This is a genomic window from Blastomonas sp. UPD001 (assembly GCF_003426715.1).
GTDB lineage: Bacteria > Pseudomonadota > Alphaproteobacteria > Sphingomonadales > Sphingomonadaceae > Blastomonas.
The window spans coordinates 2,065,186-2,080,067 of the sequence record NZ_QKVT01000001.1; the positions used below are offsets into that span (position 1 = coordinate 2,065,186).

At 66.8% G+C, this 14,882-nt stretch carries 23 protein-coding genes; 10 read left to right on the forward strand and 13 right to left on the reverse strand.

What is annotated here, in order from left to right:
* Positions 1–153 (forward strand): OB-fold-containig protein (locus tag DM995_RS22300; protein WP_232824498.1); only part of this gene is annotated, 153 nt, incomplete at its 5' end.
* 376 nt (positions 154–529) lie between these two features.
* Positions 530–2,170, forward strand: coding sequence for a flotillin family protein (locus DM995_RS10465; protein WP_034516682.1), 1,641 nt, complete (start codon positions 530–532; stop codon positions 2,168–2,170).
* On the opposite strand, the gene DM995_RS10470 is transcribed toward DM995_RS10465, so the two are convergent.
* A complete protein-coding gene (locus tag DM995_RS10470) occupies positions 2,162–2,632 on the reverse strand; it encodes a GNAT family N-acetyltransferase (RefSeq protein ID WP_116969388.1) in 471 nt (156 codons plus the stop codon). The two genes, DM995_RS10465 and DM995_RS10470, sit on opposite strands and share 9 nt — an antisense overlap.
* On the reverse strand, positions 2,629–3,033 hold the full coding sequence (locus tag DM995_RS10475; protein WP_116969389.1) for a gamma-glutamylcyclotransferase family protein: 405 nt from the start codon (positions 3,031–3,033) through the stop codon (positions 2,629–2,631). Before DM995_RS10475 ends, DM995_RS10470 begins: the two co-directional genes overlap by 4 nt.
* A gap of 36 nt (positions 3,034–3,069) precedes the next feature.
* Between DM995_RS10475 and DM995_RS10480 the strand changes: the two genes are divergently transcribed.
* Both DM995_RS10480 and DM995_RS10485 read left to right on the forward strand, forming a co-directional pair.
* A complete protein-coding gene (locus tag DM995_RS10480) occupies positions 3,070–3,396 on the forward strand; it encodes an Mpo1-like protein (protein ID WP_116969390.1) in 327 nt (108 codons plus the stop codon).
* Between the two features lie 70 nt (positions 3,397–3,466).
* Positions 3,467–3,694, forward strand: coding sequence for a hypothetical protein (locus DM995_RS10485; RefSeq protein ID WP_116969391.1), 228 nt, complete (start codon positions 3,467–3,469; stop codon positions 3,692–3,694).
* A 144-nt stretch (positions 3,695–3,838) separates the two neighbouring features.
* On the opposite strand, the gene DM995_RS21255 is transcribed toward DM995_RS10485, so the two are convergent.
* The 11 genes from DM995_RS21255 to DM995_RS10540 form a co-directional block, all read right to left on the reverse strand.
* Positions 3,839–4,087, reverse strand: a complete 249-nt coding sequence (locus DM995_RS21255) for a hypothetical protein (RefSeq protein ID WP_157973161.1) — start codon at positions 4,085–4,087, stop codon at positions 3,839–3,841.
* Between the two features lie 4 nt (positions 4,088–4,091).
* A complete protein-coding gene (locus DM995_RS10495; RefSeq protein WP_116969393.1) occupies positions 4,092–5,327 on the reverse strand; it encodes a NupC/NupG family nucleoside CNT transporter in 1,236 nt (411 codons plus the stop codon).
* A 108-nt stretch (positions 5,328–5,435) separates the two neighbouring features.
* Entirely contained in the window at positions 5,436–6,371 is a 936-nt protein-coding gene (locus DM995_RS10500) for a DMT family transporter (protein WP_116969394.1), read from the reverse strand.
* Positions 6,372–6,431: 60 nt separating this feature from the next.
* Positions 6,432–7,358: a Rossmann-fold NAD(P)-binding domain-containing protein gene (locus DM995_RS10505; protein WP_116969395.1), complete on the reverse strand. Its 927-nt coding sequence runs from the start codon at positions 7,356–7,358 to the stop codon at positions 6,432–6,434.
* A 25-nt stretch (positions 7,359–7,383) separates the two neighbouring features.
* Complete coding sequence (locus DM995_RS10510; protein WP_116970419.1) at positions 7,384–8,016, reverse strand: glutathione S-transferase; 633 nt, start codon at positions 8,014–8,016, stop codon at positions 7,384–7,386.
* 11 nt (positions 8,017–8,027) lie between these two features.
* On the reverse strand, positions 8,028–8,171 hold the full coding sequence (locus tag DM995_RS10515) for a DUF815 domain-containing protein (RefSeq protein ID WP_502696586.1): 144 nt from the start codon (positions 8,169–8,171) through the stop codon (positions 8,028–8,030).
* Positions 8,172–8,234: 63 nt separating this feature from the next.
* Positions 8,235–8,543, reverse strand: coding sequence for a hypothetical protein (locus DM995_RS10520; protein ID WP_023838687.1), 309 nt, complete (start codon positions 8,541–8,543; stop codon positions 8,235–8,237).
* Positions 8,543–8,830 (reverse strand): flagellar biosynthesis anti-sigma factor FlgM, encoded by a 288-nt coding sequence (flgM, locus tag DM995_RS10525; RefSeq protein ID WP_023838686.1) that lies wholly within the window; start codon positions 8,828–8,830, stop codon positions 8,543–8,545. The genes DM995_RS10520 and flgM overlap by 1 nt, the downstream gene beginning before the upstream one ends.
* A gap of 115 nt (positions 8,831–8,945) precedes the next feature.
* Complete coding sequence (locus DM995_RS10530; RefSeq protein WP_232824303.1) at positions 8,946–9,491, reverse strand: flagellar protein; 546 nt, start codon at positions 9,489–9,491, stop codon at positions 8,946–8,948.
* A 53-nt stretch (positions 9,492–9,544) separates the two neighbouring features.
* The gene (locus DM995_RS10535; protein WP_116969397.1) at positions 9,545–10,030 is read right to left on the reverse strand and encodes an OmpA family protein; all 486 of its coding nucleotides are present in this window, start codon (positions 10,028–10,030) and stop codon (positions 9,545–9,547) included.
* A complete protein-coding gene (locus DM995_RS10540; RefSeq protein ID WP_116969398.1) occupies positions 10,027–10,725 on the reverse strand; it encodes a MotA/TolQ/ExbB proton channel family protein in 699 nt (232 codons plus the stop codon). Before DM995_RS10540 ends, DM995_RS10535 begins: the two co-directional genes overlap by 4 nt.
* A 241-nt stretch (positions 10,726–10,966) precedes the next feature.
* On the opposite strand from DM995_RS10540, the gene flgB reads away from it, so the two are divergent.
* Genes flgB through flgG form a run of 6 tightly spaced genes read left to right on the forward strand, consistent with a single transcriptional unit; the run spans position 10,967 to position 14,874 of the window.
* Positions 10,967–11,317: a flagellar basal body rod protein FlgB gene (gene flgB / locus DM995_RS10545; protein ID WP_023838682.1), complete on the forward strand. Its 351-nt coding sequence runs from the start codon at positions 10,967–10,969 to the stop codon at positions 11,315–11,317.
* Between the two features lie 3 nt (positions 11,318–11,320).
* Positions 11,321–11,725, forward strand: a complete 405-nt coding sequence (gene flgC / locus DM995_RS10550; RefSeq protein ID WP_232824305.1) for a flagellar basal body rod protein FlgC — start codon at positions 11,321–11,323, stop codon at positions 11,723–11,725.
* On the forward strand, positions 11,722–12,378 hold the full coding sequence (locus DM995_RS10555) for a flagellar hook assembly protein FlgD (RefSeq protein WP_116969400.1): 657 nt from the start codon (positions 11,722–11,724) through the stop codon (positions 12,376–12,378). The genes flgC and DM995_RS10555 overlap by 4 nt, the downstream gene beginning before the upstream one ends.
* A gap of 54 nt (positions 12,379–12,432) precedes the next feature.
* Positions 12,433–13,263, forward strand: a complete 831-nt coding sequence (locus DM995_RS10560; protein WP_023838679.1) for a flagellar hook-basal body complex protein — start codon at positions 12,433–12,435, stop codon at positions 13,261–13,263.
* A gap of 48 nt (positions 13,264–13,311) precedes the next feature.
* On the forward strand, positions 13,312–14,058 hold the full coding sequence (locus DM995_RS10565; protein WP_116969401.1) for a flagellar basal body rod protein FlgF: 747 nt from the start codon (positions 13,312–13,314) through the stop codon (positions 14,056–14,058).
* A 24-nt stretch (positions 14,059–14,082) separates the two neighbouring features.
* Positions 14,083–14,874, forward strand: coding sequence for a flagellar basal-body rod protein FlgG (flgG, locus tag DM995_RS10570; RefSeq protein WP_023838677.1), 792 nt, complete (start codon positions 14,083–14,085; stop codon positions 14,872–14,874).
* Positions 14,875–14,882: the final 8 nt, after the last annotated feature.

Below are 14,882 nucleotides of genomic sequence, written 5' to 3' on the forward strand. Positions count from 1 at the left end.
ACCGACGTACACGGGCACCCGCATTTTGTGATGGTCGAACCGGACAACGCCGATCAGATACTGCACGAGAGCGAGGAAATCCTGCTGGTGCGCCGCGAGGGCGAGGTCTTCCGCGCAATCAGCCGCGGCGGGCATTTTCTGCCGGGATTGTGAGACGCAGCGGCAGAAGGCCGGTTCCCTGACCACCTCCGCTCGTCCTGAGCCTGTCGAAGGACCCGCGCTGCCGGTCCCCAGGATTCCAGCGCTTTCCGGCGAACGCCGGAATCCCGAGCGGAGATGAAGCCATGCGGCTTCTGGGATCCGGCTTTCGCCTGAAAACGGCATGATCCGGGATGCTGGGGCGCGAGGCCTTCGACAAGCTCAGGCTGAGCGGACGGGGGATGCAGACACCCAAATCAGCGTCAGAATTGTTCCGATTGTCCTCGCAACCTTCCGGGCCAGCGATTAGCCTCGCGTCCATCGTTCGATTCTGCACCTGCAAGGAGCCCCCATGACCGACATCATCCCCAGCGGGGTCGTTACCATCGCCATGCTCGCGGGCACGGTGTTCGCGTTTCTGCTCATTGTCGGCCTCATCATCACCCGGCTGTACAAGCGCGCGACCAAGGAGATCGCCTTCGTCCGCACCGGCTTTGGCGGCGAGAAGGTGGTGATGAACGGCGGCGCGCTGGTGCTGCCGGTGCTGCACGAGACGATGCCGGTGAACATGAACACCGTGCGGCTGGCGGTGGAGCGCAAGAATACCGATGCACTGATCACGCTCGACCGGTTGCGGATCGACGTGAAGGCCGAATTCTACGTGCGCGTGCGGCCCGATGCGGGCGCGCTCGCCATGGCGGCGCAGACGCTCGGCCTGCGCACGATGCAGCCCGAGGCGCTGAAGGATCTGGTCGAGGGCAAGTTCGTCGATGCGCTGCGCTCGGTCGCCGCCGGCATGACAATGAACCAGCTGCACGAACAGCGCAGCGATTTCGTGCAGAAGGTCCAGCAGGTCTCGTCCGCCGATCTGGCGATGAACGGGCTCGAGCTCGAATCGGTGTCGCTCACCGGGCTCGACCAGACCAGCATCGAGCATTTCAACGCCAACAACGCCTTCGACGCCGAGGGTCTGACCAAGCTGACCGAGCAGATCGAGCTGCGCAAGAAGGCGCGCAACGATATCGAGCAGGATACCCGCGTCCAGATCGAGACCAAGAATCTCGAGGCCGACAAGCGCTCGCTCGAAATCTCGCGCGACAACGAGTTCGCGCGGCTCGAGCAGGAGCGCGAGATCGAGATGCGCCGTGCCGAACAGGCGGCCGAGGTCGCGCGCGAACAGGCGCTGCGCAACCAGGAGGCCGAAGCGGCGCGGATCGAGGCGAAGAAGCTGGTCGACAGCCAGCAGATCGAGGCCGACCGCGCGGTGCAGCAGGCGCGCATCGCGCAGCAGCAGGCGATCGAGATCGCCCGGCAGGAACAGCAGATCGCCATCCAGAACAAGAGCCGCGAGGAAAGCCAGGCCAAGGCCGAGGCCGATGCCGCGCGCGCGACCGCTGTTGCTGCCGAGGAACAGGTGGCGACCGCGCGCGAGACCGAGATCGCCGACCGTTCGAAGCGCATCGAGCTGATCGAGGCGGCCAAGCAGGCCGAGCGCGACGCGATCCGCGTCAAGGTCGAGGCCGAGGCCGAAAAGGCCGCCGCGGCCAACCGCGCCGAGGCGGTGCGGCTCGAGGCCGAGGGCGAATCCGAAGCCGAAAAGCTGCGCGCCGAAGCCGCGCGCGTCCGCTTCGAGGTCGAGGCGGCAGGCCAGCGCGCGGTCAACGAGGCGGCGAACCTGCTCTCGTCCGACCAGATCTCGCTGCAGACCAAGCTCGCGCTGCTGAAAGTACTGCCCGAGGTGATCCGCGAGGCGTCCAAGCCGCTCGAAGCGATCGATTCGATCAAGATCGTCAAGGTCGACGGGCTCGGCCAGTCAGGCGGGTCGGGCGGAGCCGCGAATGTCGGCAGCAGCGGCAATCTCGCCAATGACGCCGTCGCCGCCGCGCTCAGCTATCGCGCGCAGGCCCCGATCATCGACGGGCTGATGAAGGAACTCGGCCTCAACGGCAGCACGCTCGACGGCATGGTGGCGGGCATCGCCAACGATGGTGCGATCGCTCCCCCGGCGAGCAAGCCCGATGCGTCAGGCTGATCCGGCACTGTCGGCATCGGAAACGCTGCCAAAGGCGTAAAGCACCACCTGCCCGTCGGCATCGCTGTCGTCGGGCTCGCGCACGCCGCCCGCTGCCTCGTACAGCGCGCGCGCCGGGCGATTGCCCTGCTCGGTCAGCACCCAGGCGCTGGCGCAGCCGAGCGTTTCGCCATGCGCGAGCAGGCAGGCCATCAGCCTCTTGCCCAGGCCCCGCCCCTGATGGCTCGGCGCCACGCCGACCTCGTTGATCCATAATTCGGGCGGCTTGTCGGGGTGGAGATAGTCGACACCCGAGGCAAAGCCGACCACCTGCCCGGCGTCGATCGCTACCGCGAGATGGTGGCGCGGATCGGCGAGAAAGGCTGCGGCTTGCTGGGGATCGACCGGATTGTCGAACACGTCGTCCGCCACCTGCGCGAGCACCCGCGTCTCGTCGCTTCCCAGAATGCGCACCTCGATCATGGCGCAATCGCCAGCCAGTCGCCGCCCGGCATCCGTTCCAGCCCGCCTGTCGGCAGGTTCCAGACATAGACCATCGCCTTCACCGCGCCGCCTGCCGTCAGGACGGTCGCGATCTCGCGGCGATAGTCGTGCGGGAGCGGGTCGTCGGGGCCGCAGCTTTCGAACGCGTCAAGCCAGGGCAGGCTGGCGGCAGGATCGGCGAGGCGCAGCAGGTCGCCGGTGATGCTGTCGTCGCCCTCCAGCACCAGCGCCGGGTGCCAGCTGACGCGGTAAAGCGTGCCCGTCAGCGTGCCGGTGCCCAGCCACGCGCTCTCGCGCGCCAGCCGCGCCGCATTGGCGTGGCTACTGCCCTGGCGCAGCGTGCCGTAGACGAAGAGAAGGTCGGTCTGGATCGCGGACATGTTCTATGGCTATCATGGCCGCGGGAGACAATCGAGATGCAGCGTTATACCAGCTTTGCCGAATTCTGGCCCTTCTACCTGCGCGAACACAGCCGGGCGCTGACTCGCGCCTGGCATTATACGGGCACCTCGCTGGTCGTGCTGCTCGCGCTCGCGGCGCTGCTCACCGGCAATTTCCTGCTGTTCGCGATGATGCCGGTCGCGGGCTATTTCTTCGCCTGGATCAGCCATTGGCGGATCGAGCGCAACCGTCCCGCCACCTTCACCTATCCGCTCTGGTCCCTCGCGGCGGATTTCCGCATGTGGGCGCTGTGGCTGACCGGGCGGCTGGGGCCCGAGCTCAAGCGCGCCGGAATCGCCTGATCGGCTGGTCCCGTCTCGCGGAACCGGCTTGCGCGCCCCGGCGTAGTCCCGGCACAAGGAGAGTTCCCCCATGACCGAGAGCCAGCCCCCCCAGCCGACCGATCCCGTCGATTGCACCGAAGAAACCGCGCAGCGCGCCGGTGCCAAGACATCGAGCCTGAACGATCAGGACGAGAGCGAGTCCGACAAGCCGACCGAGCCCGATGTCGACAAGGACGATATCACCGAAGACGATCTGGACGAAGCGATCGAGGAATCGATGGACGCCTCGGACCCGCCATCGTTCACCCAGCCCTGACCATTCGGCGGCCGACCAGAAGCGGCAGACACCCGAACACGATCTGACCTGCCAGCCCCGCAGCCCCCGGGGGGCTGGTCAGGTCCGCCAGCCAATGCCGTGGCGATGTTCCGAGCGCCAACCCCAGCACAAATTCGCAAGTCATCAGCAGCGTGAACCCGGTGGCCCCATGGCCGCGCGCGCACTGATCGATGCCATTGCTGCTCGCGCGGTTATGATCCGCCGCGCGCGCCATCCCATCGCTGACAGCATCACCGGGATTTCTATCAGCACCGCCACCAACGTGCCCGTTGCCGGGGCGATCACCATAATCCGCAGCGTGCCGAGGAAAAATCCGAGCGCAAAGGCTTCCGCCCCGTATCGCAGCCCCGCGCGGATCGCCGGGCCGCGCACCCCGTCACACCGTGATCAGCAGCCCGGCCAGCGCGGCGCTCATCAGGTTGGCGAGGCTGCCGGCGGCGAGCGCCTTGAGCCCCAGCCGCGCGATCATCGGGCGCTGGCTGGGCGCGAGGCCGCCGGTCACCGCCATCTGGATGGCGATCGACGAGAAATTGGCGAAACCGCAGAGCGCGAACGTGATGATCGCGATGGTGCGCGGCGACAGGCCCGAATCGGGCTGGCTGAGCTCGATGAACGCAACGAATTCGTTGAGCACGATCTTGGTGCCGAACAGCCCGCCTGCGCGCAGCGCCTCGTCCCAGGGCACGCCGATCAGGTACATGACCGGCGCGAAGACATAGCCCACCACCTGCTGGAACGACAGGGCGCCCTGGCCGAACCAGCCGCCGATGCCGCCGAGAATGCCGTTGGCGAGCGCGACCAGCGCGACGAAGGCCAGCACCATCGCGCCGACCGCAACCGCGAGCTTGACGCCGGTCTGCGCGCCCATGGCGGCGGCCATGATGACATTGGCAGGACGCTCGTCCTCATACTCGACATCGAGCGGCATCACCGCTTCATGGCTGATATCGGCGGGATCGTCGGGCATGATGATCTTCGCCATCAGGATGCCGCCCGGCGCGGACATGAACGCGGCGGCGAGCAGATAGTCGATGCGGATGCCCATCGCGGCATAGGCGGCGAGGATCGTGCCCGCGACACCCGCCATGCCCACGCTCATCACCGTGAACAGCTGCGCGGGCTTCAACGCGGCGAGATAGGGGCGGATCACCAGCGGCGATTCGCTCTGCCCGACGAAGATGTTCGCCGCGGCGCACAGGCTTTCGACCTTGGAGATGCCGATCAGCTTCTCGATGCCGCCGCCGACCCACTGGATCACGCGTTGCATGATGCCGAGATAATAGAGGATCGACACCAGCGCCGAAAAGAAGATGATCACCGGCAGCGCCGCGATGGCAAAGCTGTTGCCGCCGACATCGGGGCTGGCGAGCGGTCCGAAGATGAAATTGGTGCCCGCCTGCGCATAGCCGAGCAGGTTGGAAACGCCGCGCGACATCGCCTGGATGGCGGTGCGTCCGGCGGGAACATAGAGCACCAGCACCGCGATACCGGCCTGCAGCGCGAAGGCCGCGCCGACCACGCGCAGCCGGATGGCGCGGCGATTGTTCGAGAGCAGCAATGCGATCGACAGGATCAGCGCAATGCCTGCCACCCCCAGCAAAATCCGTGTCATGCCCTGCGCCCGTACCCTGTCTGCAATTATGGAAGATCGTCCCCGCTTCTGCCTAGCCTGATGGACGCGGCGGGGAAAGCGCGAACTGCGCGTGGTTGCGGCGGGCCGTCAGCCGGCCTGTCGCCGCGCGACCTGCCAGCAGCCGGTGACGATCAGCGCCGCACCCGCCAGCGTCGTCCATCCGATCGTCTCGTTGAAGATCAGCCAGCCGAACAGCGCGCCCCAGATGAACATCGAATATTCGAGCGGCACCAGCGCCTGCGCCTCGGCGCGCGCATAGGCCCAGGACAGGAGCGAGAGCGACAGGATCGCGAGCAGCGCCGCCAGGGTCAGCAGCCCCCAGCCGATCGGCGCGGCCATGGCGGCATCGCCCGGCATCGCGCCGGCAAAGGGCATGGCGAGCCCGATCCAGAAGCCCATGATGACATTCTGCACCAGCACGATCTCCTGCGGGCTGGCGATCTGCGCCTGCTGCCGCTGCAGGATCAGGTTCCAGGCATAGAGCACCGCGGACGCCATGATCGCGGCGATCCCCTGCCACCCGGCCTCGCCCTGGGCATCGACCGCCTCGCCGCCCAGCCAGCCGAGCCTGCCGGCTGCGATCACCAGCACGCCGCCAAAGCCCAGCACCGAGGCGAGCACCGCGCCACGCCCGATCCGTTCCTTGAGCAGCACGGCAGCGAGAAACAGCGCGATGATCGGCGCGATGAAGGTGATGGCCACGGTCTCGGCCATCGGCGTGCGCGCGAGACCCCAGAAGAACAGCACCGCCATGCCTGCGACCACCGTGCCGCGCAGCAGGTGCAGCCGCAGCGCCGCCCCGCGCGGCAGCCGCCGGTTGCCCTTCCACCAGAACAATGCGCCCGCGAGCACCGAGCCGATCACGCAGCGCCAGAACAAAGCCGCGATCACGCCGATATCGATCGTCACCGCCTTCATCGCGCTGTCCATCGCCCCGAAGAACAACATCCCGCCGGCGCAGGCGACGAAGGCGAGCAGCGGCGCGCGCGGCGATGTCGTCAACGGGGCGGGTGCGGTGGCCATGGTGCCGCTATCGGGATGCGGGGCTGTTCTGTCCAGTGCTGTCGGGCAAAGGACGGCCGCTCAGCGATCCATCTGCGCCAGTGCAGAGCGCGTCGCATCGCGATAGGCGGTGCCGTCATGGCGGTGCGCGCCAACAAAATGCATGAAGCGGCAATCGGCATCCCAGGGCTCGGCCCAATAATTGCCGTACTGGCGATAGGGCAGCAGCACCGGGTCGGGATCGTTGGCGACGACGAAGCTCGAGGTGACCTGCTCGCTGCCCCATTCGGCCATGGCGTCGTGGCCGAGCAGCCGCGCCATCGCGTCATGGAAGAAGCGGGCGGTCGCGCGCCCGTCGCCGCCGCGCGCGAAGCCGGCAAAGCCCGCACAGCCGCGGATATAGCCGCGCTGCCCGGCCCCCTCGATCTGGCCGAGCGCGCGCTCCATCCGCGACTGGATATGCCGCGCGTCGGAAGGGCCGTTGGGCGGCGGCGGAACGAACGCGCTGCACGCCTTGACGCCGATATCCCATTCGGGCCCGCCCAGCAGGGTGAAGCTGCGATTGGCGGCAATGGCATCGGCCACGACATCGGGAGGCCCCAGGGTCACCGTGTCGCTGTCGAGCTGGATGACATAATCGTCGGCCCGGCGGTCGAGGATCGACAGGAACCGCTCCCACGCACCGCCCGCTGGAAATCCGGCATGGTCGACATCGGCAATGTCGATGATCTCTGGGTCGCCGCAATGCCAGGCGAGCACCGCGCGATCCTCGGTGGTCAGCGTGCCGTCGGACAGGATGACCACGCGACCGCGGCGCAGCTGCCCCCAGAAGGATTTGACCGCGACCAGATAGGGCAGCAGCACCGCCGTGCCCATCATCGAGAAGATGACCAGCCCATCGTGCTGCGGGCGGATCGGCGCGGTTTCGAGCACCGGGCGGCACGCGCGATCGTGCCGCCAGTTGTCGAGGCGCGTCTGCAGGCGATAGGGCAGGAAGCGGGAGAGCATCGCAGGCCGGGCTAGCACAGGCCGGTTAACCGGTGGCAAACGTCACCGGCGGATCGCCCGGCTGCCACGGAGGAAGGCGCAGCATCGCGCGGTCGAACAGGTCGGAAGCGATCAGGCCGGCCAGCCAGGACTGAACATGCGGCAGCGGCTGTGCGTCAAACCACGCCTGATCGGTCGCGGCGAACTGGCGGATGAAGGGGAAGAGCGCGACATCGGCGAGCGTGCGCGCGGGTCCGCACAGGAAGGTGCTGGCGGCAAGACGCTGTTCGAGCGAGTGCAGATGCTCCAGCCCCGCCGCGCGGTGGACCAGCGGGTCCTCGTCATGGCGCGAGGGATATTTGTAGCGGTCGAGATGGTGCTTGAACCGTCCGTCGAACGTGTCGATCAGTTCCGCGTCGTCGCCCCCCAGCCAGCCCTCGGGATCGTGCCGCGCCAGCGCCCAGCGCATGATGTCGAGGCTCTGGTCGATCACGCGGCCATCGGCCAGCACCAGCACCGGCACCGTGCCCTTGGGCGAGGCATCGAGCATCGCCTGCGGCTTCGCGCGCAGCAGGATCTCGCGCAACTCGACCGTCTGGCCGCTGACCAGCAGCGCCATGCGCGCGCGCATCGCGAACGGGCAGCGGCGGAAGCTGTAGAGGATCGGCAGCGCCGTCATGCCGCCGGTGATCAATCGAGCAAGCGGCCCGCGCGGCCGGCCAGCTCGGTGACATAATGCCAGGCGATCCGGCCCGAGCGCGCGCCCCGCTGCCGCGCCCAGAGCAGCGCGTCCTCGGGATCGAAATCGAGCCCATGGGCTTCGGATGTGTTCACAAACAAAAAGCCCCCCGCCCACGAGGGGCGAAGGGCCAGAAATGAGGTCTTGTGCGGAAAAGATCAGCGGCGGGCCGGGCGGCCTCCATAGGTCGCGACCGTCTGTTCGCCCTGGATCGCGGCGACGCGGCGTTCGACATGGTCGCGCAGGAAGCGCAGGCGCTGCGCGGCGGCGGCGTTGTACTTCATCAGCGTTTCGAGCTGGCTGCGCGTGCTGGCATCGGCACGGAGCACACCCTGGGTGCGCAGGGCATCGGTGATTCCGCCCAGATCGCGGGTATGCGCGATCATGGCTTCGGTGTCTCCGGCGTCCAGCGCGGCGATCAGCGCGGTTTGCGTGTCCGCAAAGCGCTCAAGCAGTTCGCCCTGCATCAGTTGAGCGATGCGCCAAGGTCGAGTTCGATCATCTTGGCGGCAAGCTTCTCCGCGTCGATGACATAGCTGCCATTTGCCAGCGCGTCGCGGATCGCGGCGACGCGGCCCTCGTCGATCGGCGCAGAGGCCGATGCGGTCTGCAGGAAGCTGCTCACCGACACCGATTCACGCAGGGTGTTGTCGGTCGCAGCCGTGGCCGCGCTCGCCCCAACGGTCTTCTCAGTGCTGCCGCCCTTGCGGGTCGCACCGACGATCGGGCTGCCATAGGCGTTTATGCGGGACATGGAATAAAGACCTCGTTCTAGCATGACTTACGTCCTTTAACGGCCTTGGCAGCGGTTGCTTAAGGCGATTTTTTGACAAAAGGTTAACGCGATATTGCCCGCGTTGGTAAATGGCTCAGTTACCCAGGATCGTAGCGCGGCCCGGCTCGACGATGCGGACGAAGATGGGCTTGCCCTTGGGCTCGTCGCGCACCGGGATGACCTCGCCCACGCGTCCGTCCTTGTCGGCGATCATCACCCGCGAGAGCGAGAACATCGGCCGGTCGACGGTGAGCAGGATGGGCTCGCCGCGCTTGACGCCTTCGACGCCCTGTCCCGCAGCCGCACGCGGCTGGCCCGGACGCGCGGCGACGGCCTGTTCGCGCTCGGCGGCCAGATCGAGCGGCACACGGATGCGCCAGCCGAGCGTCGGGCAACGCACGGCGGCGGCGCCCAGATCGGGTCCGGTAACCTCGAGCGCGACCGGGCAGGCCTTGAGCTTGAGCCGGCGGTCGACCGGAGCGCGCGCGCCGCCGGGTTCGCCAATTCCGGCACCCATGGTGGCCGCGACCAGCACGTCGATCTCGTTGAGGTCCTGGATCGCCTGCGCCTCGGCACTGGCCGAAGCGGCGAGCATGGGCAGGAACAGGCTGAGCGCCATACAGGCTTTGCGAACGGGCATGAACGGTCCTTTGATGACTGTGCCCCGATCACAGCAAGGTCCGTGCCAGAAACCTATTGCTTCGCTGCGCCAGCGGCGCGGATGGTGATCCGGACCTTGTCGTCCGCCGCTGCCGGGCCGCCGCCGGGCCGCGCCAGATCGGGCAGCATCGCGCCGTCGGTGACGCCCTGATCGGCCAGAACGCGCATGATCGCGGCAGTGCGCGCCGCCGCCAGCTCCCAGCGATCGAGCCGCGACGCACCCGTCGCCGCCACCACCGGCACGGCGATCGCGAATTCGGCCTGCCGGTTCTTGCCGCCCAGCGCGGCAAGCGCCTGCCTGCCGCTTGCCGTCAGCCGTGCCTCTTGCGGCTCGAACAGGCTGGCGAGCTTCAGCCGGACCTGCTGCGCGCGTGCGGCCTTGTCCTGACCGAAACTCTCGGAAAACGCCTCGGCCACCGCGGGATGGCGATCGCCGACGCTGGCGATCATCGCCATCACGCCGGTCATGATCAGCGCGAGGTCAAGGAACGACAGCGTGGTCCGCTGCGCCGGCGTCATATATGCTCCACCGGGCGGGGCGGAAACGCGTCCGCCTCTTCGCGGCGCTTCTGCGCTGCGGCCATGTCGGCATATTCGCGCCGTCCGATATCGAGCAGGCGCCGCGCGGCGTCCTCTTCCCAGCCGACCTGCTCGCCCGCGATCCGCGCCAGGCGCTGCGCGATGGGGCCTGCGATCACATTGGCGAGCACAAGGCCATATAGAGTGGTGAGCAGCGCGACCGCCATCGCGCGGCCGATCGAGGCGGCGTCACTGACATTGCCGAACAGCAGGATCAGCCCGATCACGGTGCCGAGCATGCCCATGGCGGGCGCGCAATCGGCGACATTTTCCCAGAAGCGCACCATCGCGGTCAGCCGCGCGCGGCGCTGGGCCGCCAGCCGGACGATGGCCGCGTGAAATCCGTCGATCGACCGATGGTTGGCCAAGGCATCGGCAGCGGCAGAGACGAAGGCCCCGCCCGACTTCACCCGGTCGGCGCAGCTGATGCCGCGGCTTTCGACCATATGCTCGATGCGCAGCACCGCGCGATGTCCTTCATCGGCCTGTTCCTGCACCTTCAGCCACAGCTCGCGGCGTAACGCGGAAAAGCCGCTCAGGGCGGCGGCGGTGCCGTTCTGCGCCCAGGCGACGGCAAAGCTGGTCCCCACCACACCGAGCAGCGCGACGGGATCGATAAAGGCGGCAATCGACATTGCGTATCCGTTCAAACCCCCGATTGCCTCCGGCAGGGCGGCAGGAAATTGCCGCCCGGCTGGCAGAAAATTGCCACCTGCTCCACGGATCGTTGACGCACAGCCCCCTGGCTTCGCGTCACAACCCGCGGAATTGCGGCACTTCCATCATTTGGCACAGGCTTTGCTTCTCCCTTGGGCGACGCATTCTGTCCATCGCTTAGGACGGCAGATGCAGCCACAGGTTAAGAGGAACGGTCCCATGGGGGCAGACAGGCTTTTCGGAATGCACGGCACGGCGCTGCAGCTGCGATCGCAGCGGCTGTCGATGCTGGCATCGAACATCGCCAATGCCGGCACACCCGGATACAAGGCGCGCGACCTGGATTTCGACAAGGCCATGCAGCGCGTGCAGAGCGGCGACACGCTCGACGCGGCGCTGGGCGAGAATGCCGGCTATCGCATTCCGCTGCAGCCCTCGATGGACGGCAACACCGTCGAGCTGTCGACCGAGCAGACGCTGTTTGCCGAAAACGCCATCGGCTATTCGACCACACTTTCCTTCCTCGAGGGCCGCGTCGCGACGCTGACCCGCGCGATCAAGGGAGAATAAGCCATGCCCGGTCCCATGAGCGTCTTCGACATTTCGGGCCGCGCCATGTCGGCTCAATTGTCGCGGCTGAACACCACCGCATCGAACCTCGCCAATGCCCGCACCACCTATGCGAGCGAGAAAGAGGCCTATCGCGCGATCAAGCCGGTGTTCAAGACCATCGAGGAGCGCCCCGGCGTCGCCACCGTGCAGGTGGAGAAGGTCATCCAGTCGGACATCAAGCCGATCAAGCGGCACGACCCCACCAACCCGCTGGCCGATGACGAGGGCTATGTCTGGGACGCGGGCGTCGATGAAACCGCCGAGCTGATCGATATGCTCGAGACCGCCCGGCAGTATCAGAACAACGTGCAGGTGATGCAGACCGCCAAGTCGCTGATCCTCGATACCGTGAGGATGGGCAAATGACGACCGTCACCAACGACTTCGTATCGCAATACCAGAAGAAGACCGAAAGCGTCCCCAGCGCGAACAGCAAGGAATCGCTGGGCCAGGCCTCGTTCCTCAAGCTGATGACCGCGCAGCTCAAGTTCCAGGACCCGTTCAAGCCGGTCGAGAACAAGGACATGGTCGCGCAGATGGCGCAGTTCAGCCAGGTCGCGGGCATTTCCGAAATGAACGCGTCGCTGAAGGCCATTGCCGGGTCGTTCGGCACCTCGCGCCTCGCCGAGGCCGCCAATTTCATCGGCCGTTCGGTGCTGCAGGATGGCGATACCGCCTATGCCGATGCGCAGGGACGCTATGCCGGCGAGTTCAACCTCGCCAATCCGGCGAGCAACGTCTCGCTCGAATGGCTCGATGGCGCGGGCAATGTCGTCCACACCCAGGAGATGGGCAATCTGCAGGCGGGCCGCGTCCCGTTCCAGCTCGTGAGCGAGGACGACAATGGCAACCCTGCCAATATCGGCCCGCTCAAGGTGCGCCTCAAGGGTGCCTCCGCCTCCACCGTTTCGACCTGGCTGCCGGTGACGGCGGTCGAATCCAGCAGCACGGGCGCCGATGCCCTGCTGGTGACCCCCGCCGGTTCGTTTTCCGCCAGCAGCGCCAGACGCATCTCCTGAGCTGCCCGACCCACCAACCCGTATCGATCAAGTTTCACCGAGGAGTAAGCCCAAATGTCCTTCATCACCTCACTCAGCGGCCTCAAGGCAGCGCAGACCGATCTTGCGACCGTCTCGAACAACATCGCCAACTCGAGCTCGACCGGCTTCAAGAAGAGCAAGGCCACCTTCGGTGACCTGTTCGCCTCGGCCCCGACGCAGAGCACCAAGTCGGTGGCGGGTCAGGGCGTCCGCCTGACCGGCATCGTCCAGCAGTTCACGCAAGGCTCGCTCAACTCGACCGACCGCACGCTCGACCTCGCGATCGCGGGCGACGGCTTCTTCATCGTCGAGGGCTCCTCGCCCCGCCAGGCGCAGAGCTTCACCCGCAACGGCAATTTCTTCGTCAACGTCAACCGCGAGGTCGTCGACAATATCGGCAACCGCGTGCAGATGCTGCCGGTCGATGCCAATGGCCGCGTGACCTCGACCAACCAGGCCGACCTGTTCGACTTCGTGCTGCCGCAGAACGACCCGGCCGATCCCAATGCGGTGCTCTCGAACATCACGATCAGCGACGAGGGCGTGGTCAGCGCCACCTTCTCCAACGGCACCCAGACCCGGATCGGCGCGGTCGCGATGGCGAGCTTTGCCGCCGCCGAGGGGCTTCGCCCGATCGGCGACGCCCACTGGCAGTCGACCGGCGTGTCGGGCACCCCGCTGATCAACCAGGCGGGCAACGGCCCGCTCGGCACCGTGCGTTCGGGAACGCTCGAAGCGGCGAATATCGACCTGACCGAAGAGCTGGTGTCGCTGATCGCGGCACAGCGCAACTTCCAGGCGAACGCCCAGGCGCTCGAAACCGCGAACACGCTGACCCAGACCATCGTCAACCTGCAGGTCTGATGACGGCCTGACCGACGGATAATGACGCAAGGATAATGGTGCCCTGACATGGACAAGATGATCCACATCAACCTGAAGGCCATGCAGGGCATCATGAATCGCCAGACGGCGATCGCCAACAACATGGCGAATGCCGACACGACCGGCTTTCGGGCCGAGATCGTCAACGCCCGCGCGCTTTATGTGCAGGGCGATGGCCTCGCCAGCCGCGCCTCGACCAGCGAGGCGGTGGTGGGCGCGGACATGCATGGCGGCACGGTGGAGACCACCGGCGGAGAGCTCGACATCGCGCTCAACGGCGATGCGCTGCTCGGCGTGCAGGCGATGGACGGCGCCGAGGCCTATACGCGGCGCGGCGACCTGATGGTCAATGAAAGCGGGCTGCTGACCACCGGCGACGGCTTTCCGGTGCTCGGCCAGGGCGGTCCGATCACGCTTCCGCCGGCCGACAAGATCAGCATTTCCGGCAATGGCACCATCTCGATCGTGCCGAGGGGCGGCGATGCCAACCAGCCGCCGGTGGAAGTCGGCAAGCTCAAGCTGGTCAGCCCGCAGGGCAGCGAGATCAAGAAGGGCCTCGACGGCCTGTTCCGCGTGCCCGGGGACGGTGCGTTGCCCGAGGATCCCGACGCGACGGTGACCACCGGCGCGCTCGAGGGATCGAACGTGAACATGACCCAGGCGCTGGTCGACATGATCGAAGCCAGCCGCGCCTGGGAAACCCAGGTCAAGATGCTGACCACGGCGCAGGAAATGGACGATGGCGGCGCATCCATCATGCGGATGCCCGGCTGAGCGCGCGAAACGGAGTAGAATGCAATGAGCAACGGAGCCCTTCAGGTCGCCCGCACCGGGCTGGACGCGCAGAACACCAAGATGCGCGTCATCGCCAACAACCTGGCGAACGTGAACACCACCGGTTTCAAGCGCGACCGCGCCAATTTCGAGACGCTTGCCTATCAGCAGCAGATCGCCGCGGGCGCGCGCGCCGATGCGCAGAACCAGTTCGCCACCGGACTTTCGGTCGGCACCGGGGTCAAGCTGACCAGCACCAGCCGGATCGATACGCAGGGCAGCGCGCAGATCACCGAGAATTCGCTCGACCTGATGATCGAGGGCGCGGGCTATTTCCAGGTGCAGATGCCCGATGGCACCAACGCCTATACCCGCGCAGGCAATTTCAACCTGACCGCCGAAGGCCAGGTGGTGACGCCCGAAGGCCTGCCGCTGGTGCCCAATATCCAGGTGCCCCAGGGCGTGACCAGCATCACCATCGGCAAGGACGGCACCGTCTCGGCGACGATCGACGGCCAGGCCGAAGCCAACGAGCTGGGTCAGATCGAACTCGCCAGCTTCGTCAATCCCGCAGGCCTCAAGTCGCTGGGCGCCAACCTGCTCGGCGAGACCGCCGCCAGCGGCGCGCCGATCGTCGGCCAGGCCGGCCTCGAAGGCCGCGGCACGCTGCGCCAGGGCGCGCTCGAAGGTTCGAACGTCAACATCGTCGAGGAACTGGTCGACATGATCGAGACCCAGCGCGCCTATGAGGTGAATTCCAAGATGATCAAGGCGACCGACGAGATGCTCCAGTTCGCCAACCAGCAGATGGGTTGAGGGGTCTA

What these genes read in the sequence shown, in the direction of transcription:
- DM995_RS10535 (WP_116969397.1), bottom strand. Translation starts at nt 10,030, where the DNA reads ATGACGCCGGCGCAGCGGACCACGCTGTCGTTCCTTGACCTCGCGCTG.
- DM995_RS10510 (WP_116970419.1), bottom strand. Translation starts at nt 8,016, where the DNA reads ATGACGGCGCTGCCGATCCTCTACAGCTTCCGCCGCTGCCCGTTCGCG.
- DM995_RS10505 (WP_116969395.1), bottom strand. Translation starts at nt 7,358, where the DNA reads ATGCTCTCCCGCTTCCTGCCCTATCGCCTGCAGACGCGCCTCGACAAC.
- flgM (WP_023838686.1), bottom strand. Translation starts at nt 8,830, where the DNA reads ATGTCCCGCATAAACGCCTATGGCAGCCCGATCGTCGGTGCGACCCGC.
- flgB (WP_023838682.1), top strand. Translation starts at nt 10,967, where the DNA reads ATGGGGGCAGACAGGCTTTTCGGAATGCACGGCACGGCGCTGCAGCTG.
- DM995_RS10480 (WP_116969390.1), top strand. Translation starts at nt 3,070, where the DNA reads ATGCAGCGTTATACCAGCTTTGCCGAATTCTGGCCCTTCTACCTGCGC.
- DM995_RS10485 (WP_116969391.1), top strand. Translation starts at nt 3,467, where the DNA reads ATGACCGAGAGCCAGCCCCCCCAGCCGACCGATCCCGTCGATTGCACC.
- DM995_RS10540 (WP_116969398.1), bottom strand. Translation starts at nt 10,725, where the DNA reads ATGTCGATTGCCGCCTTTATCGATCCCGTCGCGCTGCTCGGTGTGGTG.
- DM995_RS10560 (WP_023838679.1), top strand. Translation starts at nt 12,433, where the DNA reads ATGTCCTTCATCACCTCACTCAGCGGCCTCAAGGCAGCGCAGACCGAT.
- DM995_RS10500 (WP_116969394.1), bottom strand. Translation starts at nt 6,371, where the DNA reads ATGGCCACCGCACCCGCCCCGTTGACGACATCGCCGCGCGCGCCGCTG.
- DM995_RS10555 (WP_116969400.1), top strand. Translation starts at nt 11,722, where the DNA reads ATGACGACCGTCACCAACGACTTCGTATCGCAATACCAGAAGAAGACC.
- DM995_RS10520 (WP_023838687.1), bottom strand. Translation starts at nt 8,543, where the DNA reads ATGCAGGGCGAACTGCTTGAGCGCTTTGCGGACACGCAAACCGCGCTG.
- DM995_RS10565 (WP_116969401.1), top strand. Translation starts at nt 13,312, where the DNA reads ATGGACAAGATGATCCACATCAACCTGAAGGCCATGCAGGGCATCATG.
- DM995_RS10530 (WP_232824303.1), bottom strand. Translation starts at nt 9,491, where the DNA reads ATGCCCGTTCGCAAAGCCTGTATGGCGCTCAGCCTGTTCCTGCCCATG.
- DM995_RS10475 (WP_116969389.1), bottom strand. Translation starts at nt 3,033, where the DNA reads ATGTCCGCGATCCAGACCGACCTTCTCTTCGTCTACGGCACGCTGCGC.
- DM995_RS10465 (WP_034516682.1), top strand. Translation starts at nt 530, where the DNA reads ATGCTCGCGGGCACGGTGTTCGCGTTTCTGCTCATTGTCGGCCTCATC.
- DM995_RS10470 (WP_116969388.1), bottom strand. Translation starts at nt 2,632, where the DNA reads ATGATCGAGGTGCGCATTCTGGGAAGCGACGAGACGCGGGTGCTCGCG.
- flgC (WP_232824305.1), top strand. Translation starts at nt 11,321, where the DNA reads ATGCCCGGTCCCATGAGCGTCTTCGACATTTCGGGCCGCGCCATGTCG.
- DM995_RS10495 (WP_116969393.1), bottom strand. Translation starts at nt 5,327, where the DNA reads ATGACACGGATTTTGCTGGGGGTGGCAGGCATTGCGCTGATCCTGTCG.
- flgG (WP_023838677.1), top strand. Translation starts at nt 14,083, where the DNA reads ATGAGCAACGGAGCCCTTCAGGTCGCCCGCACCGGGCTGGACGCGCAG.